The 20,303-nt window shown below is 51.7% G+C and carries 12 protein-coding genes; 7 read left to right on the top strand and 5 right to left on the bottom strand.

Annotated elements, in window-relative coordinates; translation table 11 throughout:
* The first annotated feature begins 341 nt into the window (after positions 1-341).
* The 5 genes from K2H17_RS05330 to K2H17_RS05310 all read left to right on the top strand — a co-directional run bounded on the left by K2H17_RS05330 (position 342) and on the right by K2H17_RS05310 (position 11,541).
* Complete coding sequence (locus tag K2H17_RS05330; protein WP_300132276.1) at positions 342-3,521, top strand: TonB-dependent receptor; 3,180 nt, start codon at positions 342-344, stop codon at positions 3,519-3,521.
* A 32-nt stretch (positions 3,522-3,553) separates the two neighbouring features.
* On the top strand, positions 3,554-5,263 hold the full coding sequence (locus tag K2H17_RS05325) for a RagB/SusD family nutrient uptake outer membrane protein (protein ID WP_300132275.1): 1,710 nt from the start codon (positions 3,554-3,556) through the stop codon (positions 5,261-5,263).
* A 45-nt stretch (positions 5,264-5,308) separates the two neighbouring features.
* Entirely contained in the window at positions 5,309-7,315 is a 2,007-nt protein-coding gene (locus K2H17_RS05320; protein WP_300132274.1) for a hypothetical protein, read from the top strand.
* 25 nt (positions 7,316-7,340) lie between these two features.
* Positions 7,341-9,950 carry a hypothetical protein gene (locus tag K2H17_RS05315; protein ID WP_300132273.1) on the top strand — a complete coding sequence of 870 codons (2,610 nt, stop codon included), beginning with the start codon at positions 7,341-7,343 and terminating at the stop codon, positions 9,948-9,950.
* Positions 9,951-10,026: 76 nt separating this feature from the next.
* On the top strand, positions 10,027-11,541 hold the full coding sequence (locus K2H17_RS05310) for a cellulase family glycosylhydrolase (RefSeq protein ID WP_300132272.1): 1,515 nt from the start codon (positions 10,027-10,029) through the stop codon (positions 11,539-11,541).
* 153 nt (positions 11,542-11,694) lie between these two features.
* Here K2H17_RS05310 and K2H17_RS05305 read toward each other — a convergent pair whose 3' ends face one another.
* The 3 genes from K2H17_RS05305 to K2H17_RS05295 all read right to left on the bottom strand — a co-directional run bounded on the left by K2H17_RS05305 (position 11,695) and on the right by K2H17_RS05295 (position 15,594).
* Positions 11,695-12,246, bottom strand: a complete 552-nt coding sequence (locus K2H17_RS05305; RefSeq protein WP_300132270.1) for an HD domain-containing protein — start codon at positions 12,244-12,246, stop codon at positions 11,695-11,697.
* 46 nt (positions 12,247-12,292) lie between these two features.
* Positions 12,293-13,315: a branched-chain amino acid aminotransferase gene (locus K2H17_RS05300; protein ID WP_300132269.1), complete on the bottom strand. Its 1,023-nt coding sequence runs from the start codon at positions 13,313-13,315 to the stop codon at positions 12,293-12,295.
* A gap of 110 nt (positions 13,316-13,425) precedes the next feature.
* Positions 13,426-15,594 (bottom strand): alpha-galactosidase, encoded by a 2,169-nt coding sequence (locus K2H17_RS05295; protein WP_300132311.1) that lies wholly within the window; start codon positions 15,592-15,594, stop codon positions 13,426-13,428.
* 381 nt (positions 15,595-15,975) lie between these two features.
* On the opposite strand from K2H17_RS05295, the gene K2H17_RS05290 reads away from it, so the two are divergent.
* Both K2H17_RS05290 and K2H17_RS05285 read left to right on the top strand, forming a co-directional pair.
* Entirely contained in the window at positions 15,976-18,030 is a 2,055-nt protein-coding gene (locus K2H17_RS05290; protein ID WP_300132267.1) for a cytochrome c biogenesis protein CcdA, read from the top strand.
* Between the two features lie 112 nt (positions 18,031-18,142).
* Positions 18,143-18,694 (top strand): DUF6155 family protein, encoded by a 552-nt coding sequence (locus K2H17_RS05285; RefSeq protein ID WP_300132266.1) that lies wholly within the window; start codon positions 18,143-18,145, stop codon positions 18,692-18,694.
* 84 nt (positions 18,695-18,778) lie between these two features.
* Here the strand turns inward: K2H17_RS05285 and K2H17_RS05280 are convergent, their stop codons facing one another.
* Together K2H17_RS05280 and K2H17_RS05275 are read right to left on the bottom strand one after the other, a co-directional pair.
* Positions 18,779-19,210 (bottom strand): DUF695 domain-containing protein, encoded by a 432-nt coding sequence (locus K2H17_RS05280; RefSeq protein WP_300132264.1) that lies wholly within the window; start codon positions 19,208-19,210, stop codon positions 18,779-18,781.
* A 173-nt stretch (positions 19,211-19,383) separates the two neighbouring features.
* Positions 19,384-20,303 (bottom strand): TlpA disulfide reductase family protein (locus tag K2H17_RS05275; protein ID WP_300132262.1); only part of this gene is annotated, 920 nt, incomplete at its 5' end.

The raw sequence follows: 20,303 nt of genomic DNA, 5'->3' as shown, positions 1-20,303 counted from the left end.
GATTTAAACGGTTGAATTTCAGTAGTAATCCATTATCTATAAAACATTTTAAGCTAATAAATTTAACAAATAGCCCCCTCCGGCGATAAGTTTTCATCATATATAAAAAGGGCAAAAAATTGGCAATTACGAAAGCTATCTTTACATTTGCTTACTTTTATTTAAAATCTTCTTACCTTACAAAGTCCGGATCTGACTTGACCCTGTTTTTCCGGCGCTTTGCCTGACATATCCTTCTCCAGACCATCTGATCGTTTTTCAAGACGGAAACCGATCGCGCACAAACCGAAAAAAATACAAATCGATTCAACAAACTAACCTGTAAAACTAAATCTATTCAAATGGGAAAAAAACTATTGGAACGATGCAATTCGCTGCGTCTATTCCGGGCTGCCCTGTTGGCATTCTGCCTGTTGGCCGGAATGACAGCTTCGGCTGCTCCCCTGACTGTTTCCGGAACAGTCACCCAGGCTTCCGACGGTGAACCGCTTGTCGGAGTCAGCGTCCTCATCAAGGGCTCTTCTCAGGGAACTTCGACGGACATTGACGGCAATTATACCCTTAAAGCCGACGAAGGCGCCATCCTCGTCTTCTCTTATGTCGGTTTCACAACCCGCGAAATCAAAGTGACATCATCGAGCCTCGATGTAGCGCTTGTTGAGGATGCCGAAGTGCTTGACGAAGTTGTTGTCGTCGGTTACGGTGTCCAGAAAAAGAAACTCGTCACCGGTGCGACAGCCCAGATCAAGGGCGACGACATCGCCAAGATGAACACCACCTCGCCCCTCCAGGCCATGCAGGGTCAGCTTCCCGGTGTCAACATTGCCAGTGAGTCCGGTCAGCCCGGATCTGGCATGAAAGTGACAATCCGCGGTCTCGGCACCACCGGCAACGCACAGCCCCTCTATCTTATCGACGGTATCGGCGGTGACATCTCCACCCTCAATCCTGCCGACATCGAGAGCATCGACGTGCTGAAAGACGCTGCCTCCGCCGCTATCTACGGTGCACAGGCTGCCAACGGTGTTGTGCTCATCACCACCCGCCAGGGCCGTGAAGGAAAAGCCAAAGTGACTTTCGACGGTTACTACGGCTGGCAGTCGGCTCCCCGCAAGGCTCACATGCTCAATGCTCAGGAATACATGACCATCATGGACGAACAGCAGATCAACAGCGGTCTGGCTCCCTATGACTGGTCGTCGATCTCAAGCATCTGGCGCCGCGATGCCGACGGCAATCCTGTCTCAGTCTATGATACTGACTGGATGGACGCGATGTTCAAGGACAATGCCAAGACTCAGAGCTACACTCTCGGTGTGACCGGCGGTTCGGTAAATTCAACCTACGCCATGTCGCTCGGCTATCTCAATCAGGAAGGTATCGTCGGCGGTAAGGATGCTTCCGACTATTCACGCTACAACTTCCGCATCAACTCCGACCACAAGCTCTTCGACGGCATCGTGACTATCGGTGAGCAGGCAAGTTTCGTCTATGTCAAATCAACCGGTATCGGCGTGGGCAACCAGTATAACAACACCCTCCGCGGCGCGTTCTACACCTCTCCGCTCGCACCTATATATAATGAAGACGGCGATTTCAACTCAACCGTCAATTCAGACTGGAACAAGGGCGACGGCAACCCCTACGGCAACATGATGCTGCTCAAGAACAACAACAAGACAGCCACATTCTCAGGCAACGTCTATGCCCAGATCGAGCCGATCAAGAACCTCAAGGTGCGCACCGTATTCGGCGCCGTCTACGGAGCCAATGAGTCTCGTAGTTTCGAACCGGTCTTCCAGTTCACCTCGACTGACACCTCTCACTCTTATACCAAGGTGTCGCAGAACAAGACCAACTCTCTCGGCATGACCTGGACCAACACCGCCACATACGATTGGGACATCAAGGATCATCATTTCAATGTCCTCATCGGTATGGAAAGCTACCGTTACTCCGGTTCATATCTCGAAGCCAAGCAGGGCCACCTGAAAGAAGGCTTTGATGACTGGAGCCACGCATGGATCAGCAACGGTACCGCCGCTTCGACAGCCGACGGTCTTAATGCCGCAGGCTATCCTCACGACGAGTCTCGCTCAGTCAGCTATTTCGGTCGTATCGGCTGGAACTGGCAGGAAAAATACATGATCAACGCCACAGTGCGCCGCGACGGTTCTTCAAAATTTGCCCGTGGCCACCGCTTCGGTACCTTCCCCTCGGTATCCGCCGGCTGGAACATCTCGAACGAGAAATTCATGGAATCCACCCGCTCTTGGCTTGACTTCCTCAAGATCCGTGCAAGCTGGGGCCGTGTCGGTAACCAGAACATCGACAACTATCAGTATCTCTCTCCGATCAAGAACCTCTACGCCAACTACTTCTTCGGCCAGTACATGGGCCCCAACGGTGTCTACAACGGTGAATACAACTCAACCTGGGCTGACAACTGGGGTGCTTATCCCGAACGTCTCGGCAACCTCGACATCACCTGGGAAACTTCCGAGCAGACCGACTTCGGTTTTGACGCCCGCCTCTTCAACAGCCGTCTTTCAGCTGCCTTTGACTTCTACATCAAGAACACCAAAGACTGGCTTGTTGTGGCCCCGATCCTTGCTACCGCAGGTACTGACGCTCCATTCATCAACGGCGGTAACGTTAAAAACACCGGTGTCGAATTCAACCTCACCTGGACCGACGTCATCGGTCGTGACTTCTCTTACAGTGTAGGTGTCAACGGTGCCTGGAACAAGAACAAAGTAGGCTCCATCCCCAACCAGGACGGCATCATCCACGGTAACGTGAACGAACTCTACAACAACACCCCCGAATTCTACCGTGCTGAAAACGGCAAGCCCATCGGCTACTTCTGGGGCTTCAAGACCGCAGGCATCTTCCAGAACCAGGAGCAGATCAACCAGTGGCTTCAGGCAGGCAACGGTGTGCTTCAGGACAATGTACAGCCCGGCGACGTGATCTTTGTCGACATCAACCGCGACGGTGTCATCAATGACAATGACAAAGTCAACCTCGGCAACGGCATGCCCAAGTTCACCTACGGCTTCAACATCAATCTCTACTACAAGAACTTCGACCTCGGCCTTGTCGCCACAGGCGCAGCCGGTCAGAAGATCGTGCAGAGCTACCGCAGCTGGGACAGCCAGCAGGCCAACTACACCACCCGTATCCTCGGCCGCTGGACCGGCGAAGGCACTTCCAACAAGATTCCCCGTGTGACCAACCAGAACATCAACTGGCAGTTCTCCGACCTCTATGTGCAGGATGGCGATTTCCTCCGTCTCTCGAACCTTACCTTCGGCTACAACTTCGCTCCCATCATGAAGCAGAAATGGTGCAGCAACGCCCGTCTCTACTTCCAGGTTCAGAACCTCTGCACATTCACCAAATATGACGGAATGGATCCGGAAATCGGCTACGGCACCCAGTCATGGGTATCAGGTGTGGACCTCGGCTACTATCCTCGTCCGCGCACCTACCTCTTCGGTGTTAACCTTGCGTTCTAATCCACTTCACACAAAGTTTAGATCTACTACAAATGAATAAATTCAAATTCAACATATTGACTCTCGGTGTTGTCGGACTTCTCGGACTCAGCTCCTGTGCCGAAAGTTTCCTCGATGTCAATTCGAAGACCAATTCCAACACCGACAACTTCTACAAGACCGAAGCCGATGCCTGGCGTGCGCTGATCGGCTGTTACAACGGATGGCGTCAGACATCGACAGCTCCCGGTATCGGTTTCTATGTGGCTTCAACCGTCATGGGCGATGAATGCTACGGCGGTACTGGCAACTCCGATGCCCGCAACTATCAGGTCATCGACCGTTTTGACCAGAGCGAATCACCTGCCGACCTCCAGATGTATGCCCAGGACTGGAAGATGTACTATCAGGGCGTCTATCGATGCAACGAGCTTATAACCCGTGAAGGCCAGATCAAATGGAAAGAAAAAGACTCTAACCGCGGTCTCTACATGGGCGAATGTCGCGCACTCCGCGCGCTGCTCTATTTTGACATGGTGCGTCTGTGGGGCAACATCCCTCTGTTCCTCGAACCCGTCAATGAAAACCGCAGTCAGGCTGATCCCGCAGAAGTCTATGCTGCTATTTTCGAAGATCTCAAATATGCCATCGCCAATATTCCTGAAGATGCTAATCTTGAGAAATCACAATTTGGCCGTATCACCAAGTTTGCCGCAGAAGCAATCCTCGCCCGTGCCTACCTTTATTATACAGGCTATTACGGACAGGAACCCGGTTTTACCAATGAATCCGGCGTAACCACAGGCGTTGTCACAAAGGCAGAAGCCCTTGCAGCTGTCGAAGATGTCATCTCCAGCGGCAACTACGAACTTCTTGATTCATACAAAGACTTCTGGCCGGCATCGTCGCTCGTGGCCAACACAACCTCGGCCGGATGGAACGAAGCAGCCTCCACTTACGCCGGTGATGCAAACTCAGAAGTGGTACTCAGCATGAACTTCACTCCTATGGCCTCCTATGCTACCGACGGATCGGCTGACGGCAACCGCTGGCAGGTGATGATGGGTATGCGCAGCCCGCTCAGCGTGGTTCCCTACTACTGCGGCTGGGGCGCATGCACCGTGATTCCCTCATTCATCAATACTATCTATGATGCTGCCGACCCCCGTCGCACAGCAGGTGTGATTGATATCGCAGGCGAAGGCATCGGGTCAGACGCAAACTTCAAACCGTCATATAATGACTGGCGTGAATATACCGGATATACTGTTAAGAAATATTCTCCGATAGCCTTCTATCAGCTCGAAAACGGAGCTCTGGTCATAAAAAATGCTAATATGTCGACCGGAGCCGGTGATATGCAGATCAATAACTGCCAGCCGTACAATATTATGCGCTATGCCGACGTTCTCCTGATGGCAGCCGAACTCGGCTCGCCTCAAGCTGCAACCTACATGCACCGCATTCGTTCGCGCGCCGGCCTTTCAGACATCCCTGTCAACAAAGAAAACATCATGGCGGAACGTGCCCGCGAACTTGCCTTTGAAGGCATCCGTTACTGGGATCTCCTGCGTCAGGGAGTTGAAGTGATGGCTGATGCTGTTGTTGCCGGTGCCGGTTCCGTACAAAATGGCGGATCTACCGGTCAGGTATCATACAACCGCAACAAGATCATCGCCACAAAGGGTCTTTCGCAGATTCCCAATGATCAGATTATTCTTTCAAACGGTGTGCTTAAGCAGAACCCAGGTTGGGCTAATTGACCTTAAGGAAACACACAGTTATTATATTATTATTTTCTGAAAAACATGAAGCATAAGTTTTTTTATTCATTTCTTGCAGGCGTGGCTCTGTTGTTTTCTTCCACAGCCTGTACGCCGGAAGATGAATCCCTCCCCGCTCCTGACCTGACGGCTGCGGATCTCGTGGAGGGCAAAGCATACACAATTGAAATCGATCAGGCTACTAACAAGGTCAAAATGACAAGCCTCCTTGGAAGTCGCTACGTCACAAGCTGGATTCATCCGCAGGGCATAGAGCGCAAAACCTCTACTGAAGCCAACATCCCCTTTGCCGGTGATTATGAAATCCGTTTCGGCGTAATGACCCGTGGCGGCATAGTTTATGGCGAACCCTATCGTTTCACACTCGAAAATACCAACGGCGACCTGCTGACAGACCCTCTCTGGACATACCTCACCGGTGGTGCCGACCAGTCAAAAACATGGGAGCTGGACACCAAAAACCTTGATTTAGGCGCGTTCACATTCATGTGCGCTCCGATGGGATGGGACAAATTTACCGACGGCAAAACATATACCGAGGCCGATTATCCCTCATATGCCGAAGATGGTGTCGATGACCCCAACTGGGTATGGCAGGCCGGTGCTCCTGACTGGCTGTTTGGCGATGCCGCCACTACCACAGCTACCATCGAGTCTATCCACGAACTCACGTTCGATCTCATCAATGGTGCAAATCTGACTGTCAACGGCCAGACAAAAGCGTTCGTCATGGACCCTGATAGAAAAACTATCACTATGCCTGCCGGATTGAACTGGCTTGGCGACCGCATTGGCGACTCGTATTTTGTCGACATGGTTAATATCGAACTGGTCAAACTCAACGAACACGTTCTCGGTCTCAAACTCATCCGTAACGACGGCAAAGGAGGCAACAAGGACCAGCGCATGGTTCTCTGCTTCGTTGAAAAAGGCTGGGACGGCGAGTGGCCTGTCACCGGACCGTCTCTGTCGACAGTTCCGCCGGTTCTTCCTGAGTACAAGGATCTTGCCACGGATCTCTTCACCATTATCGGCGATGATGCTTCTTATCACGCAACCGCTGTCACATATCTCCTTGATTCTGAACTGCCCTATTGCCTTATGGAATGGGACGGTACAGTGAAGAACGGTGAAGGCAAGGTTGAAGGTGCATGGAAAAAACTCTCTGAACTCTATGGCACTCCCGCCTGTCCGGCTTTCTCTGATGACGAATTCGTAATGACAATGAATCGCTACACCGGCTACAAAGAGGATTCTGACGGCAAATTCAGCATCCCTTACAATGCCTACGGACTTGCCATTGAAGAACGCCTGGCGCAAACTGAATTCACCATTGAAGGCAACAAGATCGTGTTTGCACGGGAAGTGACACTTCTCGCCACTACTCCTGATCCCGTCAAGGGCAAAGAATTCACAGTCTTTGAATGTAACCCCGAAAACGGCACCCTCGTTATCGGTGTTCCCGTGGCTAAGGATGAAAACGGTGTTGCCAACCGCTATGTCTGTGCCAATCTGACTGTCAAGCCTCTTGGCGGTGGCCAGACAGGTCCGACAGTAATTGCTGTAAATCCGGAATATCTTAACTGCTACATCCAGGATGGCCACCACTATCGTCTGGAAGTCTACAACGCATTCTATGATGCCGATGGCCTCTATCCTGTTGATGTGACCAAACTCCGTCTCAAGAAAGGACAGACCATAAAGCTTGCATTCCGCCTCCCCGGCATCACCTGGACTGACGGAGCTGACCCCAAAGTAGTCTTCGGCCATAACTTCGATGACCTGGCTGCTTTCAACTGGGACTCAAATGACGCAGGTGTGTTCAGTAATCCGTCTGTTTCCCTCAACAAGGACGGTGTGACCGAAATCAGCCTGACCAATACCACCTCCGGAACTCTGAAATTTGAGGGCACAAGCTGCTTCTCAATCTGCATACAGCAGAAGGGTCTTGTAGTGTCACCGCTTGATGCCGACGGAAATCTTGATGCAGATGTGGTCAAGCCCGAAATCGTTTCGCTGACAATTGAATAAACCATGAAACAAGGAAAATTTTAACATGAAAACCAAAATATTTCTCTGTGCGTCGCTCATGCTCGGCCTTTCCTTGGCTTCCTGCAATGACGATGACAATTATTTCATCTCGACGGACCCCGTTATCGACCAGTCATCGGTCACAACCGGTTCCTCTGATGTGACGGCCAACAGCGCGACCCTCCACGGTACAGTGGAGGGCCTGGCCGACAAGTCTGCTGCATTCTACTCTGTAGGGTTCTACTATGGCGAGGACCCGAACAGTCTGACAAACCGCGTTGACGGTGTGCTTGACAAAAACGTCGTGACAGCCACTGTCGATGGCCTTGAAACCGGAAAGACATACTATTATCAGGTGTTTGTCTCTCTCAAAGGTCAGGTTTCATTCCAGGGCGAAGTCAAGTCATTCGTGACCACCAGCGCCACCGTTGTCACTGACAATGTTCAGACCGTTGATTTCGCATCAGCCACTATGGGCGGAGCCGTTACCGAAGCTCCTGAAGGTGCCACAGTAGGTGTTGTCATATCGGCTGATCCTGATGTAGAGAAGGTACGAGCAGGTCTCATTGTTCCCGCTGCTGAGCAGGCTGCCGCATTCTCTGTCGAAAAATCAGGCTTCGTTCCCGGAACCAAATATTACTATGCCGCCTATCTTGATCTTGGCGCAGGTGTCATCTACGGCGATGTGAAAGAATTCACCACTGACACAAAGACCTTTGATGCCGATGCCGATTTCGTAGACCTCGGTCTCTCTGTCAAATGGGCAAAAAGCAATATTGGCGCGAAATCAGAGTCTGATTTCGGAGGCCTCTTCGGATTCGGTGATCTCACGGGTGTCAATACTTCATATCTCCCCGAAGACTATGCTTCAGGTGACATCTATCGCACTAAGCAGGACCTCGCATGGAACGTGACCGGAGGTGTAGGAACACTTCCCTCTTACCAGGACTATGAGGAACTTTTTGCAAAATGTACAGCCGAATGGACTGAAGTTGAGGGCGTAGCTGGCTACAGACTGACCGGTCCCAACGGAAACTCCATCTTCCTTCCCGCTGCCGGCACTCGTACAGTCAGTGATATCAGCTCTCAGGGCACAGCAGGTTACTATGCCACAGGCTCTGTAAACAATGGCGATTTCTACTATGCCTATCAGTTCTCGTTGTCCAACAGAGCCCGCGCCTCTCTTCCTGTCTATCAGGCGGCAGCAGTCCGTGCCATTTCAACTGCCCGCAACATTCCGTTTGACAAGACAAAACTCTATGGCAAATGGTACATGGAAAACGGCCAGGACGGCAAACTCCACGTGTTTGAAGGTCCCTTCACCCAGTTTGGCGTAACTGACAACTGGAACACCATCACCAACAACCATCCCAATGTCGAACAGCAGATCGGATGGGAAATGGGAACCAACAACGGCTGGATCGGCTACACTTACGGAAAAGACTATGGCTACATGGAATTCCTTGAAGACGGAACCGTTAGCATCCATCGTATCGCCGAGGACGGAACCGTTACCGACGAGACCGGCCACTACACTATTGATGAAAAGAACGTTGTCCTGAACATTGACATTGATATCCTTTGCGGCAACACCTGGCTTGCCAATAAGTCTGGAAGCCTCAAGATCCTCGCTCTTGACAATGACGGACTCCGCATCGCCATCCCTGACGGAGACTACGGCTATGCAGTCAACTACTACAGCGAACGCAAACGTGAGTTCGATGATGCCATTCCGGTCAACTTCCAGTGTGTAGGTGGTGACTGGAACGGTGAATGGGGGACGATCTGCGACCGCATTGATGCCGAAAAACTCGAAGGCAAACACACCGTGACCTATAACGGCACCGTCAATGGCGCTATGGTATTCAATATTGACTTCCAGAACCTCGTTGCAAAATATCCGACTGCAATCGTCTATATCAACGACATCCGTTGTGACGGCAAATCAATAAAGTTTGATGCCAACAGATTCTTCTATGGCGACATTGAAGATAACGGCAACTACCGCATTGAGCTCTTCAACATCTGGGGCAAGGGCCAGCAGGGCGGCAAGGTAGTGGAAAGTCCTTTCAGTGCAGCCACAAATGTTGAAAGTGATCCGGCATTCTCGGTTTCGTCTAAACTTGAGATTGATTATACAATCACACTCAACCCGGCATATTTTACCCCTGGTCTGCTGACAGTCAATTCAAGCTGGTATGAACCTACTGGATGGGCCGGTGTTACAGATCCCTCCGGAGCCTCTTTCAAATTTGTAGTTGACGAAAACAACAAAATCGCAGCCAGCAAAAAGGAATTTGACATCACAATCAAAGACGGTGCTTTTGCCGGTGGCTCGATCATGACATTCGTCAACACTCCTGAACTTATGAATGTGTTCCCCGGCACTCAGATGACCCTTACCGGTCTTGAGATCGACGGCAATGCTGTCACCGGATGGGATCCCGCGAAGGTTGCCAATTCAGATGACGGTGACAAGCACCGTCTCGAATTATGGAACTGCTACGGTGTCACCTCAAGTCAGGGTTGTGCTTTCGGTACACCTCAGGGAGAGGTCGTAAAGGAACTCGGTTTCACTGATTCGATCCGTGTCAAGTTCACTGTTGACACTCCTTTTAAACCGGTAGTTTGGTAAATTACTTGTAAAATTAACTATTCATGACGGAGCTTCGGCTCTGGAGCTCCGTCTCAATCACGAAATCTAAATTCTGATGAATATAACCAAATCATTTTACTTAGCTGTCTGTATCGCCGTCGGTGGTTCGTTTGCAGCATCGTGTGATGATGACAGAAATGAAGTGCGCTATGATGTGATTCAGGTGCCTGATCAGCTTTTTGCCGATGGCATGACAGCTGATGCAACAGGCGGATCACAGACGTTTTTGGTCAAGTCTCCTGCTACTGTTTCGGTTCAGGTTGAAAAAATGTCTGAAAACGATGACCTCAAATGGATTAAGGCCGAAGTCGGAGACTGCACCGCCGATGGTTATCCCGTAACAGTTACCACCGAACTCAATGAGACTCGTGGTCCGCGTTCGGCCCGTGTATCGGTTTTTGCCGGTAATGTGGCTCGCGGTATGGTTGTGACACAGCCCACCAGCGCTCCTGTGGTTGCTCCTGAGACTCCCATCAACAATGTCAGTGCCACAGAGATTGCTAAAAGCATCTTTGCTGGTGTCAACATCGGCAATACTCTTGAAGCTCCTGACGGTGAAGGCTCCTGGTGTCGACCTGTGACTGTCAGCTATATCCGTGGTCTTAAGGCCGCAGGCTTCAACGCTGTGCGTATCCCCTGTGCATGGAACAGCCACATTCAGGGTAAAACAACCGCTGAGAAAGCTAAAAATATAATTGATCCGGCTTGGCTTGACCGTGTGGACGAAATCGTCGGCTGGGTTATCGGTGAAGGTATGTATGCCATCGTGAATATCCATTGGGACGGTGGCTGGCTTGAAGAAAGCTGCGTAAACGGCTATGATGCTGACGTTGACAAAAAGCAGAGCACTTTCTGGACTCAGATTGCCAACAAGCTCGGTCACTATGACGAGCACCTGCTCTTTGCCGGTATGAACGAACCCGGTCAGCAGAACCAGACTCAGGCCGGTAAGGAACAGTCAGTGAAAGCCATCATGGCCTATCAGCAGACGTTTGTTGATGCTGTTCGTGCTACGGGCGGAAACAATGCCACTCGCTGTCTCATCCATCAGACTCCTTTCACCAATATAGATGAAGGTATAAAGGGCCTTTATTCAATGCCGACAGATATTGTTGCTGACCGTGCGCTTGTAGAAGTACACTTCTATGATCCCTCGGACTTCACTATCATGGAGAAGGACGGCGACTGGTCACCTACTGTCAAGCTCTATTGGGGTAAGGACAATTTTGTGGAAGGTTCAGACCGCAACTGCACATGGGGTGATGAAAGTCATGTCGACGCACAGTTTGCCAAAATTCAGAATTACTATGTCAGCAAAGGTATCCCCGCAATCATTGGTGAATATGGAGTCGAAGCCAACCGCAACATTAATGGAATGGATGTCGACAAACATCTTGCGAGCCGTGCCTACTGGACTGAATATGTCACGATGTCAGCTAAAAAGCACGGATGTGTACCTTTCCTTTGGGAGACCGGCAATGACATAAACCGTACTGACGGCATTCTCACAAACGCATATCTCTTCAACGCCCTGATGAACGGAGCTGCCAACGGCATCTATCCTTTCTGATCAGATTGTCAGAGCGATGTGTGGCGCCGGAAGTCCGGCATTCACCATTGAGATGAATAAAATAACTGTCCGCTTGCTTTTCACGGCAAGCGGACGTTTTTTCATTGAGCTAATCTTGATATACCAAGGGCGTATATATTATAGGCGTATATATTATATAGGTGTGTCTCCGAACTCGCGGTGGAGAGTCATGAAGCGTTCGAGAGTCGAGTCGGAGATCCGCTGCATCGACCGGATCACCCGGTCGAGAGGCTTGCGCTGCATGTCGCCGCTCTTTGAGTAGAACTTGTCGGCATAGCAGATGAGGCGTTCGAGGCATGTCTGAGGCATGTAGTCGCCGTCAGGATCAAGCGGCAGATTCTGGCTGAGAATATCCTCGCGAGTAAGTCCCGCACCGGTATGGCGTTCGGCCACACGGGCGCTTGTCTCGCCCGGACCTTCGGCGCGGATGATAGTTGCGCCGGTCACCCCGTGGCGTATATACGGCTCGCTGCCGTGACACTCGATTCCCGGCGCATCGCAGCGGAAGATGCCGATGTCGTGGAGCATCGCGGCTTCTTCTACCTCAGCAGGATCGAGTCCGAGTTCTTTGGATGCGTTTATTTCAAGCGCGAGGTCTGCCACCGAACGGCAGTGGGCCAAGTAAATATCCCGAAGACGGCTGCCTTCGGGATAATATTTGTCAATAAGTTCCTGCCAAGTCATGGCTGAAAGATTGATTGTTCAGAAGTGCTGTTGTTGCAATTGAGAGTTATTCAACGATCGTGCACCAACCGTGGGTGTCTTCGATCTCGCCGAGCTGGATGCCGCGGAGAGTGTTGTAGAGACGGGTGGTGATCGGGCCGGGTTCGCCGTTCTTTGAAACGATGTACTTTTCGCCTGTGTCAAGGTCGTCGATCTCTCCGACGGGCGAAGCGACAGCGGCAGTGCCGACAGCGGCTGCTTCGTCAATATCGCCGAGTTCGTCAACGGTGATGTGGCGGCGTTCAACCTTCACACCCATATCTTCAGCAAGCTGCATGAGGCTCTTGTTGGTGATCGAGGGGAGGATCGAGTTGGAGGCCGGAGTGATGTAGACTCCGTTTTTGATGGCGATGAAGTTGGCCGGGCCGCATTCGTCGAGATATTTCTTTTCTTTCGGGTCGAGATAGAGGACGGCTGAATAGCCGAGCTCATGGGCATGTTCACCGGCGGTGAGCGATGCGGCATAGTTGCCGCCGACCTTCCAGAGACCTGTGCCGTTGGGGGCCACGCGGTCATATTGGCGCATGATGCAGATGTTGGTCGGCTTGAATCCGGTCTTGAAATACGGGCCTACCGGAGTCACGAGGATCATGAACAGATATTCGGTCGAGGGCTTCACGCCGACCTGGGCCGAGGTGCCAAGTTCGATCGGGCGGATATAAAGTGAGGCTCCTGAGCCGTAGGGGGGGACGAAACGTTCGTTGAGTTTGACGACTTTCAACACCATTTCCTTGAATTTTTCCAAAGGCAGCGGTTCCATCAGGATTCCTTTGGCTGATTCCTGGATGCGGCGCGCGTTTTCTTCGAGACGGAACACACGCACTTTGCCGTCTTTGCCGCGGAAAGCTTTCAGACCTTCGAAAATTTCCTGACCGTAGTGCAGGCAGGTCGCTGCGATGTGGAGATTGACCTCTTCGCTCTGCGAAACCTCGATCTCGCCCCATTTCCCGTCGCGGAAATAGCAGCGTACGTTATAATCTGTGGGGATATAGCCGAATGACAGGTTTCCCCAGTCCAATTCCTGATTCATGATCTATGAGTTTTTATAGTTTAAGGCAAAATTACATAAAAAGGCGCAAATTACTAAGTAAAATGCGCCAAAAAGTTTTAAGAATGTAACTGAATGTGGTTTTTGCCGTGTTACTGGGCTGTCACTCTCAACACTCGTGAGGCATAGTCGGTGTTCTTGTGATAGTCCACCTTGTGGGTGACAGGGATTTCCAGTCCGTTTGACATCAGGTAGCGGCCGCTGAATTTCTTGCCCTCGAAGCTGAGAGGTTCGTTGTCGATGCGGTTGAGCTCGGTGACAGTGTAGGTCTTGTCGGGATCGAGGCCTGCCATGACCACACGCGGTAGCTGCTGGTTCATGAATGTCTCTGTCTTCCACCAATAGAACACGGCATCGTCTTTTTCGGGAGTGACATACATCAGCGAGGCCACACCTTTGCCGTCGTAGGGAGAGATCAGTCGGTAGATGTCGCCGAACTGCACGATCGGGCGGATCTTTTTGTAGTCGGCGATGGCCTGACGGCAGACAGCCTTGTCTTCGTCGTTCATATCGCGGGGCTGCATCTCAAGGCCAAGTCGACCGCTCATAGCCACATCGGCACGGAATTTGACAGGGATGCGGCGGAAGGTCTGATGGTTGGGAGAGGCGGAGATGTGTGAGCCCATCGCGATGGCCGGGAAAAAGTAGCTCGTGCCCCACTGCATGTAGATGCGCTGCAAGGCATCGTTGTTGTCGCTGGCCCAGAATTCGTCAAACCAGGGGAGTATGCCCCAGTTGGCTCGTCCGCCGCCGCTGGCACAGGCCTGGATTGTCACATCGGGGTGAGCCTTGCGGATGCGGTTGAGCACGGTCTCGAATCCCTTGTGATAGTCGATGTAGAGATGGCTCTGGTTGTCGGCGGTCAGATATTGCGATCCGTGGTCCATTATAGGGGCGTTGGCATCCCATTTGATATAGTCGATTCCTGGATATTTGCGCATGAGGGTGTCGACAACAGTGAAGACGATGTCCTGAACCTTCGGATTGGCCAGGTCAAGCACCAGCTGAGTGCCGCCGCGGCCCTGTGTTGCCGGGCGTTTCGCTGCCTTGATGATGTATTCGGGATGCTTTTCGTAGAGCTCGCTGACAGAGTTGGTCATTTCCGGTTCGATCCAGATGCCGAACTTGATGCCGTGGGTAGCAGCCGAGTCGATGAGGGCCTGGATGCCGTTGGGGAGTTTTCCGGTATCTACCACCCAGTCGCCGAGTGTGGTGCTGTCGTTGTCGCGGGGATATTTGTTGCCGAACCATCCGTCGTCCATCACGAAGAGTTCGCCGCCCATGTCGGCAATGTCTTTCATCATGCCGTTCATCACAGGCTCGTTGATGTTGAAATACACACCCTCCCAGGAGTTGAGGAGCACTTTTCGCTCAGTGTTTCCGGCGTGGAGACGATGGTTGCGCCCCCAGCGGTGGAAATTGCGGCTGACACCTGAGAGTCCATCTTCAGAATAGGTCAGTGCGAGGGGAGGAGTGACGAAACTTTCACCTTTCTTGAGGTTGTAAGCCGAGTTTTCCTCGTTGATGCCTGCGAAGAAATGGTGATAGTCGCTGTCATCCGTGTCGATGAACAGTTTGTAGTTGCCTGAATATTCGAGGGCGGCACCTATGGTGCGGCCTGTGTTCTCCTGCGGTTTTCCGTCGAGCGAGAGCATGATTTCGGAGTGGGAGGTATGGGAGTTTCTCACTCCGTCTTTGTTTTTGATCATGCGCACACCGTGGGTCAGCGGTGTCTGTGAGACTTTGCCTTCATTCGCCCATGAGCCGTAGAGCTGCGAGAGCCACACGTTGCCGTAGCGGACGGGGAGGTAGCCTGACATGAAACGGTTGAGAGTCACAATTCCTTTTTCATTGTTAGTGACATCGATCCAGGTCTCGATCACGTCTTCGCCGGGATAGGTCCGGTAGTTGACATTCAGGTCGAAGGGGTAGACTTTGTCACGCATGGCCACAGTTGTGACCTCGCCTCCGTCAGCCTCTTTGCGGCTTGTCACGCCGGTCACTTCCACGTCCGTGGTCATGTTGCCGTCGGCGTGGGTCACGCTCAGAGCCGATTCAGCCTGAGGATAAATGCCGTAGATCGGATAGGCATCGCGCCTGATCGCTCCCGCTTCACGGAGAGTCGCGATGTCAGCGTCGCCGAGACGGTTGCCATAGTGAAGAATCTGAAGTTTTCCTCCTTTCTCGGCATCAAGTACAAGAGATGTGTTAGGAGTGGCGATGTTTACTGTTTCAGCACTCGCCGGAATTGCAGCCGCCATCAGAAATGCCGCTCCGGACAGTAAAAGAAAATGCTTCATGGGAAGGATTGAGGTGAAATAAATGTTTTGGATTTGTATAACCACAAAGTTAGGGAAATTTTGATAAAACAGGTGAGCAGGTGATCATAGTGCCAATAAAATGGCAAAAAAGTATGACCTCAGTCAGAGGTGGCAAAAAGATAGGTGCAGAAGGCAGATTCCAGGGAAAATATGGCGTCGGTTTGACTTTTTGCATTGCAAAAGTGTAAAAAATTGATTTTTTTGTAATATCGGGACTAACTTTTTACGTTTCAGGAAGGCAAAAATGGTTGCGATTGAGGAAAAATCATTAAATTTGTGCGATAAAACCAATCTAATTTAGCATTTCTCTTATTTGTAACCATGAGAAAGTACACTTTCACGCTTCTGCTTTTATTGTCTATGGTCTGCAACATGGCCGTAGCGCAGATCATGAACCCCGTAAAATGGCAGGCCAAGGTCGAAATGACCGGCGATGCCCAAGGGCAGGTAGTTCTTACCGCTGCGATCAGTTCCGGCTGGCACATGTATTCGCTTGACTGCGATCCCAATGCCGGTCCGCAGATCCTTGAGATCACGTATCCCAAACTTGACGGCGTGACTCTCGAAGGAAAACCGACACCCGACAAGGCTGCTCACAAGCAGTATGACGAAATGTTTGGCGCTGACCTTTCATGGTGGACTCAGGGAGTGACCATCACTCAGAAGTTCAAAGCGACAAAACCCGAATTCAACATCGACGTGATGATTGTCTGCGGAGCCTGCAACGATGAAAACTGCATTCCGCCTTCCCGCTCGTCTTTCAATCTGTCAGGAACAGCCAAAATCTCTGCCGCAGCGGCTGCCGCCGCCAAGGAAGAGCCTAAGGCTGAAGTGAAAGAAGAACCTAAAGAAGAGGTGGCCGAACCGGATGCTGCCGAAGTCAGCGAGGCTGTTGCATCTGATTCGCTTGCAGCTGAATCACAGCAGTCCACCGCCCCCGCCAGTGCAGGCGCCGACCTTTGGGCCCCTGTTTCGTTCGAAGATTCTGATAGCGCGGAAGACTTCTCGTCGACTTCACTTTGGTACATCTTCTTTACATGTTTCCTCGGTGGCCTCGTGGCTCTTTTCACTCCGTGTGTGTGGCCGATGATTCCGATGACCGTCAGCTTCTTCCTCAAGAAAGGCAAAGACCGCGCAAAGAGCATCGCTGATGCCTGCACCTACGGTCTGTCAATCATCGTCATCTACGTTGCTCTCGGTCTGCTGATCACCGGTATTTTCGGTGCAAGCTCGCTCAACGCGCTTTCGACATCGGCAGTCTGCAACATCATTTTCTTCCTCCTGCTTGTGGTCTTCGCCATCAGCTTCTTCGGAGCCTTTGACATCAAACTTCCCGAATCATGGACCAATAAGATGGACGCCACCGCCGAGAAGACAACCGGTCTGCTTTCCATCTTCTTCATGGCCTTCACCCTCACATTGGTTTCTTTCTCCTGCACAGGCCCTATCATCGGCACACTGCTTGTTGAAGCCGCCTCACAGGGCGACCTCTGGGGTCCGGCAATCGGTATGCTCGGCTTCTCGACCGCACTGGCATTGCCATTCATGCTCTTCGCCATGTTCCCGACCATGCTTCAGGCAGCTCCAAGCTCAGGCGGCTGGATGAACACACTCAAAGTGGTGCTCGGTTTTGTGGAACTCGCACTCTCGCTCAAGTTCCTCTCTGTGGCCGACCTCGCATACGGCTGGCACATTCTCGACCGTGAAGCCTTCCTCGCATTGTGGATTGTTATCTTCGCCCTGCTCGGTCTTTATCTGATCGGCCAGTTCAACTTCGCCCACTATGGTCCTGCTGACAGAAGCATCGGTGTTACCCGCTTCTTCCTCGCGATCTGCTCGTTCTCGTTCACCATCTACCTGATCCCCGGCCTCTGGGGTGCTCCTCTCAAGAGTGTCAGCGCTTTCGTTCCGCCCTTGTTTACCCAGGACTTCAACCTCTACGGCGAAGGATTCAAGGAATATGACGACTTTGAAGAGGGCATGAAGGTTGCCAAGGAATCAGGCAAACCCGTCCTCGTCGACTTCTCAGGCTTCGGTTGTGTCAACTGCCGCAAGATGGAAGGCGCCGTGCTTGACGAACCCAACGTCAAGGCAATGATCGAGGACAACTTCACAGTAGTCAAACTTATGGTTGACGAGAAGAAGAACCTTCCTGAACCTATAACCGTTAAGGAATATGGCAAGGATATGACTCTCTACACCTATGGTGACCGCTGGAGCTATCTGCAACGCTACAAATTCAACGCCAACGCCCAGCCCTATTACGTCATCCTCAACGATGAAGGCGAACTCCTTTCGGGTCCTTACACCTACGATGAGAACGTGGCCCGCTTCTCCGCTTTCCTTGAAAAGGGTATAAAGGGTTATAAGAAATAAACCGAATCCAGGTCTGCGGGAGGCTGTTTAAGGCTTCCTGCTGATACGAACATCAAAGCGGCGTGTCGGACAAACAGTGCGACACGCCGCTCGTTTACATTCTCCAACCGAAATGTCAAAAACAAGCCTTCGTAAATTTCTCAAAGATTTCGACAGCGGGCAGCTTCAGTCACTGCTCATGGATGTCTACTCTCACAGCAAGGATGCCAAGGAATATCTCGATTTTATTGCAGAACCTGATGTCGAAAAGAAAACCGAGGAGTACAGAGCGATTCTTCAGAAAGAAGCCACGCGCTACACCAAGCGGGCCTATCGTCCGCGCATGTCGCGCCTGCGGGCCACGCTGAAACGTTTCCGCTCGCTTGAGCCGGGCGATGATGCTGTGGCCGAGCTGATGGTCGCCACGCTTCTCTCTCTGATCGGCAACGGCGCCAAGGGCTGGCTGCTCGATGCGCTTTACACCAACATCGACAAATTCATGGCCGAGGTGCTGGTCTATCTTCAGGAGCGGGGAATGGTGCAGGACTATCTTCCACGCATCCTAAAAATGCGCCGTTCGATCAGCGACTACCGCCATACAGTCAACCCGCTCCGGAGGATTGTCGACGACAATCTATCCAAAGCGGGTGTGGATCTCAGTCAATATGATATGAGTGACTCTTAAAAAAGTTTTTTGCAGAGTGACGATTGACTGTAAAAAGAGTTTCGCGGCAGGCCGCAGTTCGTTTTGCCGGATTGGGGCGGGAGATCAGTCGAGCTTGATCTCGGCTTCTGCCATCTCGTCATACTCTTCCCATCCGGGATCGTTTTCAGTATAGACGGTCAGAGGCAGCAGCGGGAAGGAGGCGAGAGCCTCGTTGAGCTTGCGACCGAAAATGTGGGTGCTCAGGGTATAGAAAATCCAGTCCCGCTGGTTGTCGCCGGTGAAGATGCCTGTCAGCACTGCAACCGGATCTTTGTGAAATTCCTTCTGCAAGGCTTCCTGAACTTCTTCCATCAGGGTGGAAGTTTCCTTGTCAGGCATTCCTTTGGCGTCGCCTTCGTACTTCCAGCTTACTTCCACACGGATGTTGAAGCGCGGGTTTGTGCGGAATTTCTCCACATCCTTGCGGCCCGTTACGAGAATCAGCCGTCCTGATTCGCTTTCAGTGGGAGCCGTCCACCAGGTTCCATTTTCCATAAATTCAGATATTGTTTTCTTAATGCAAACGCATGCAGACTGACACATACAGGATATAATAGGATATAATCAATGAGTGTCGTGGCTATAACGTTTCGGCAAAGATACAAAAAATCAGGACTCACAAAAAATAACATCTTTTGTGAGTCCTGATTTTTTATGTGAAACGCATATTATTTCAGCGACTGGAGCAGTGTTCTGGTCTGTTCTGAACTGGGACGTGGTGCGTCATAGTTGAGCAGCTTGCCTTCGCGGTCATAGATGATGAAATGGGGGATGCCGCGGATATTGAGAAGCTTCGGCAGTTCGCCGTCGCTGTTCCAAAGCTGATTGCCGTGCATGTTGAGCTGGTCCATCTTTTTGAGCCAGGGAGCCTTGGTTGAGTCGATGGAGATCGAGACGAATACCACGTCGGAATTCTCGAAATCTTTTTCGAGCTGCTGGAGATAAGGGACTTCCTTGCAGCAGGGTCCGCACCATGAGGCCCAGAGATCGACGTAGACATATTTGCCGCGGAACGAGCTGAAATCAACTTTGTTGCCATCGCGGTCAACGAGGTTTACGGAAGCCGGGAAGGGAGTGCCGGCGATAGTCGCACGGCGTCCGCGGAAGGCGGCAAGATACGTTTCGGGGAGTGAATACTGTTCGATCACGGCTTTCAGACGAGACTCACCGCTTTCAAAATCGTTGGCATAGTCGAATGAGTCCAGGAATGCACTTACGAGCAGTTCTTTGACACGGTTTTTGATCTCGGCGGTCTTGTAGGAGCTGTCAAGTGCGGCGAGGCGCTCTTCGAGAGTACCTTTGGGGAGGTTTCCGAGGATGATCTGCGGTGCAGTCGGGAAGGATGCGGCCATAGGTGTGTCAAGCACACTGGCGGCAGCCGGAAGGATGTCAGCGGAGCCGAAACTTATCAGGCTGTTGTTGTTGCTGCGGCTTGCCATATAGGCAGCGAGGCGGTAGGCATCCGAGGCAGCGATGTAGGCCTGAAGACGGATGAAATCAGCCTCAGGGGCCGGGATCGCTCTGAGGGCGATGATTGAGTCGGCGTCTGTGGTATAGCTGAGGAGGATATTTTTGATCTGGTCTGTGG

The sequence above is a fragment of the Duncaniella sp. genome (genome assembly GCF_029054785.1).
In the GTDB taxonomy this organism is placed as follows: Bacteria; Bacteroidota; Bacteroidia; order Bacteroidales; family Muribaculaceae; genus Duncaniella.
This window is presented reverse-complemented; position numbering and strand designations above follow the sequence as displayed.

What these genes read in the sequence shown, in the direction of transcription:
- K2H17_RS05330 (WP_300132276.1), top strand. Translation starts at nt 342, where the DNA reads ATGGGAAAAAAACTATTGGAACGATGCAATTCGCTGCGTCTATTCCGG.
- K2H17_RS05325 (WP_300132275.1), top strand. Translation starts at nt 3,554, where the DNA reads ATGAATAAATTCAAATTCAACATATTGACTCTCGGTGTTGTCGGACTT.
- K2H17_RS05320 (WP_300132274.1), top strand. Translation starts at nt 5,309, where the DNA reads ATGAAGCATAAGTTTTTTTATTCATTTCTTGCAGGCGTGGCTCTGTTG.
- K2H17_RS05315 (WP_300132273.1), top strand. Translation starts at nt 7,341, where the DNA reads ATGAAAACCAAAATATTTCTCTGTGCGTCGCTCATGCTCGGCCTTTCC.
- K2H17_RS05310 (WP_300132272.1), top strand. Translation starts at nt 10,027, where the DNA reads ATGAATATAACCAAATCATTTTACTTAGCTGTCTGTATCGCCGTCGGT.
- K2H17_RS05305 (WP_300132270.1), bottom strand. Translation starts at nt 12,246, where the DNA reads ATGACTTGGCAGGAACTTATTGACAAATATTATCCCGAAGGCAGCCGT.
- K2H17_RS05300 (WP_300132269.1), bottom strand. Translation starts at nt 13,315, where the DNA reads ATGAATCAGGAATTGGACTGGGGAAACCTGTCATTCGGCTATATCCCC.
- K2H17_RS05295 (WP_300132311.1), bottom strand. Translation starts at nt 15,594, where the DNA reads ATGGCGGCTGCAATTCCGGCGAGTGCTGAAACAGTAAACATCGCCACT.
- K2H17_RS05290 (WP_300132267.1), top strand. Translation starts at nt 15,976, where the DNA reads ATGAGAAAGTACACTTTCACGCTTCTGCTTTTATTGTCTATGGTCTGC.
- K2H17_RS05285 (WP_300132266.1), top strand. Translation starts at nt 18,143, where the DNA reads ATGTCAAAAACAAGCCTTCGTAAATTTCTCAAAGATTTCGACAGCGGG.
- K2H17_RS05280 (WP_300132264.1), bottom strand. Translation starts at nt 19,210, where the DNA reads ATGGAAAATGGAACCTGGTGGACGGCTCCCACTGAAAGCGAATCAGGA.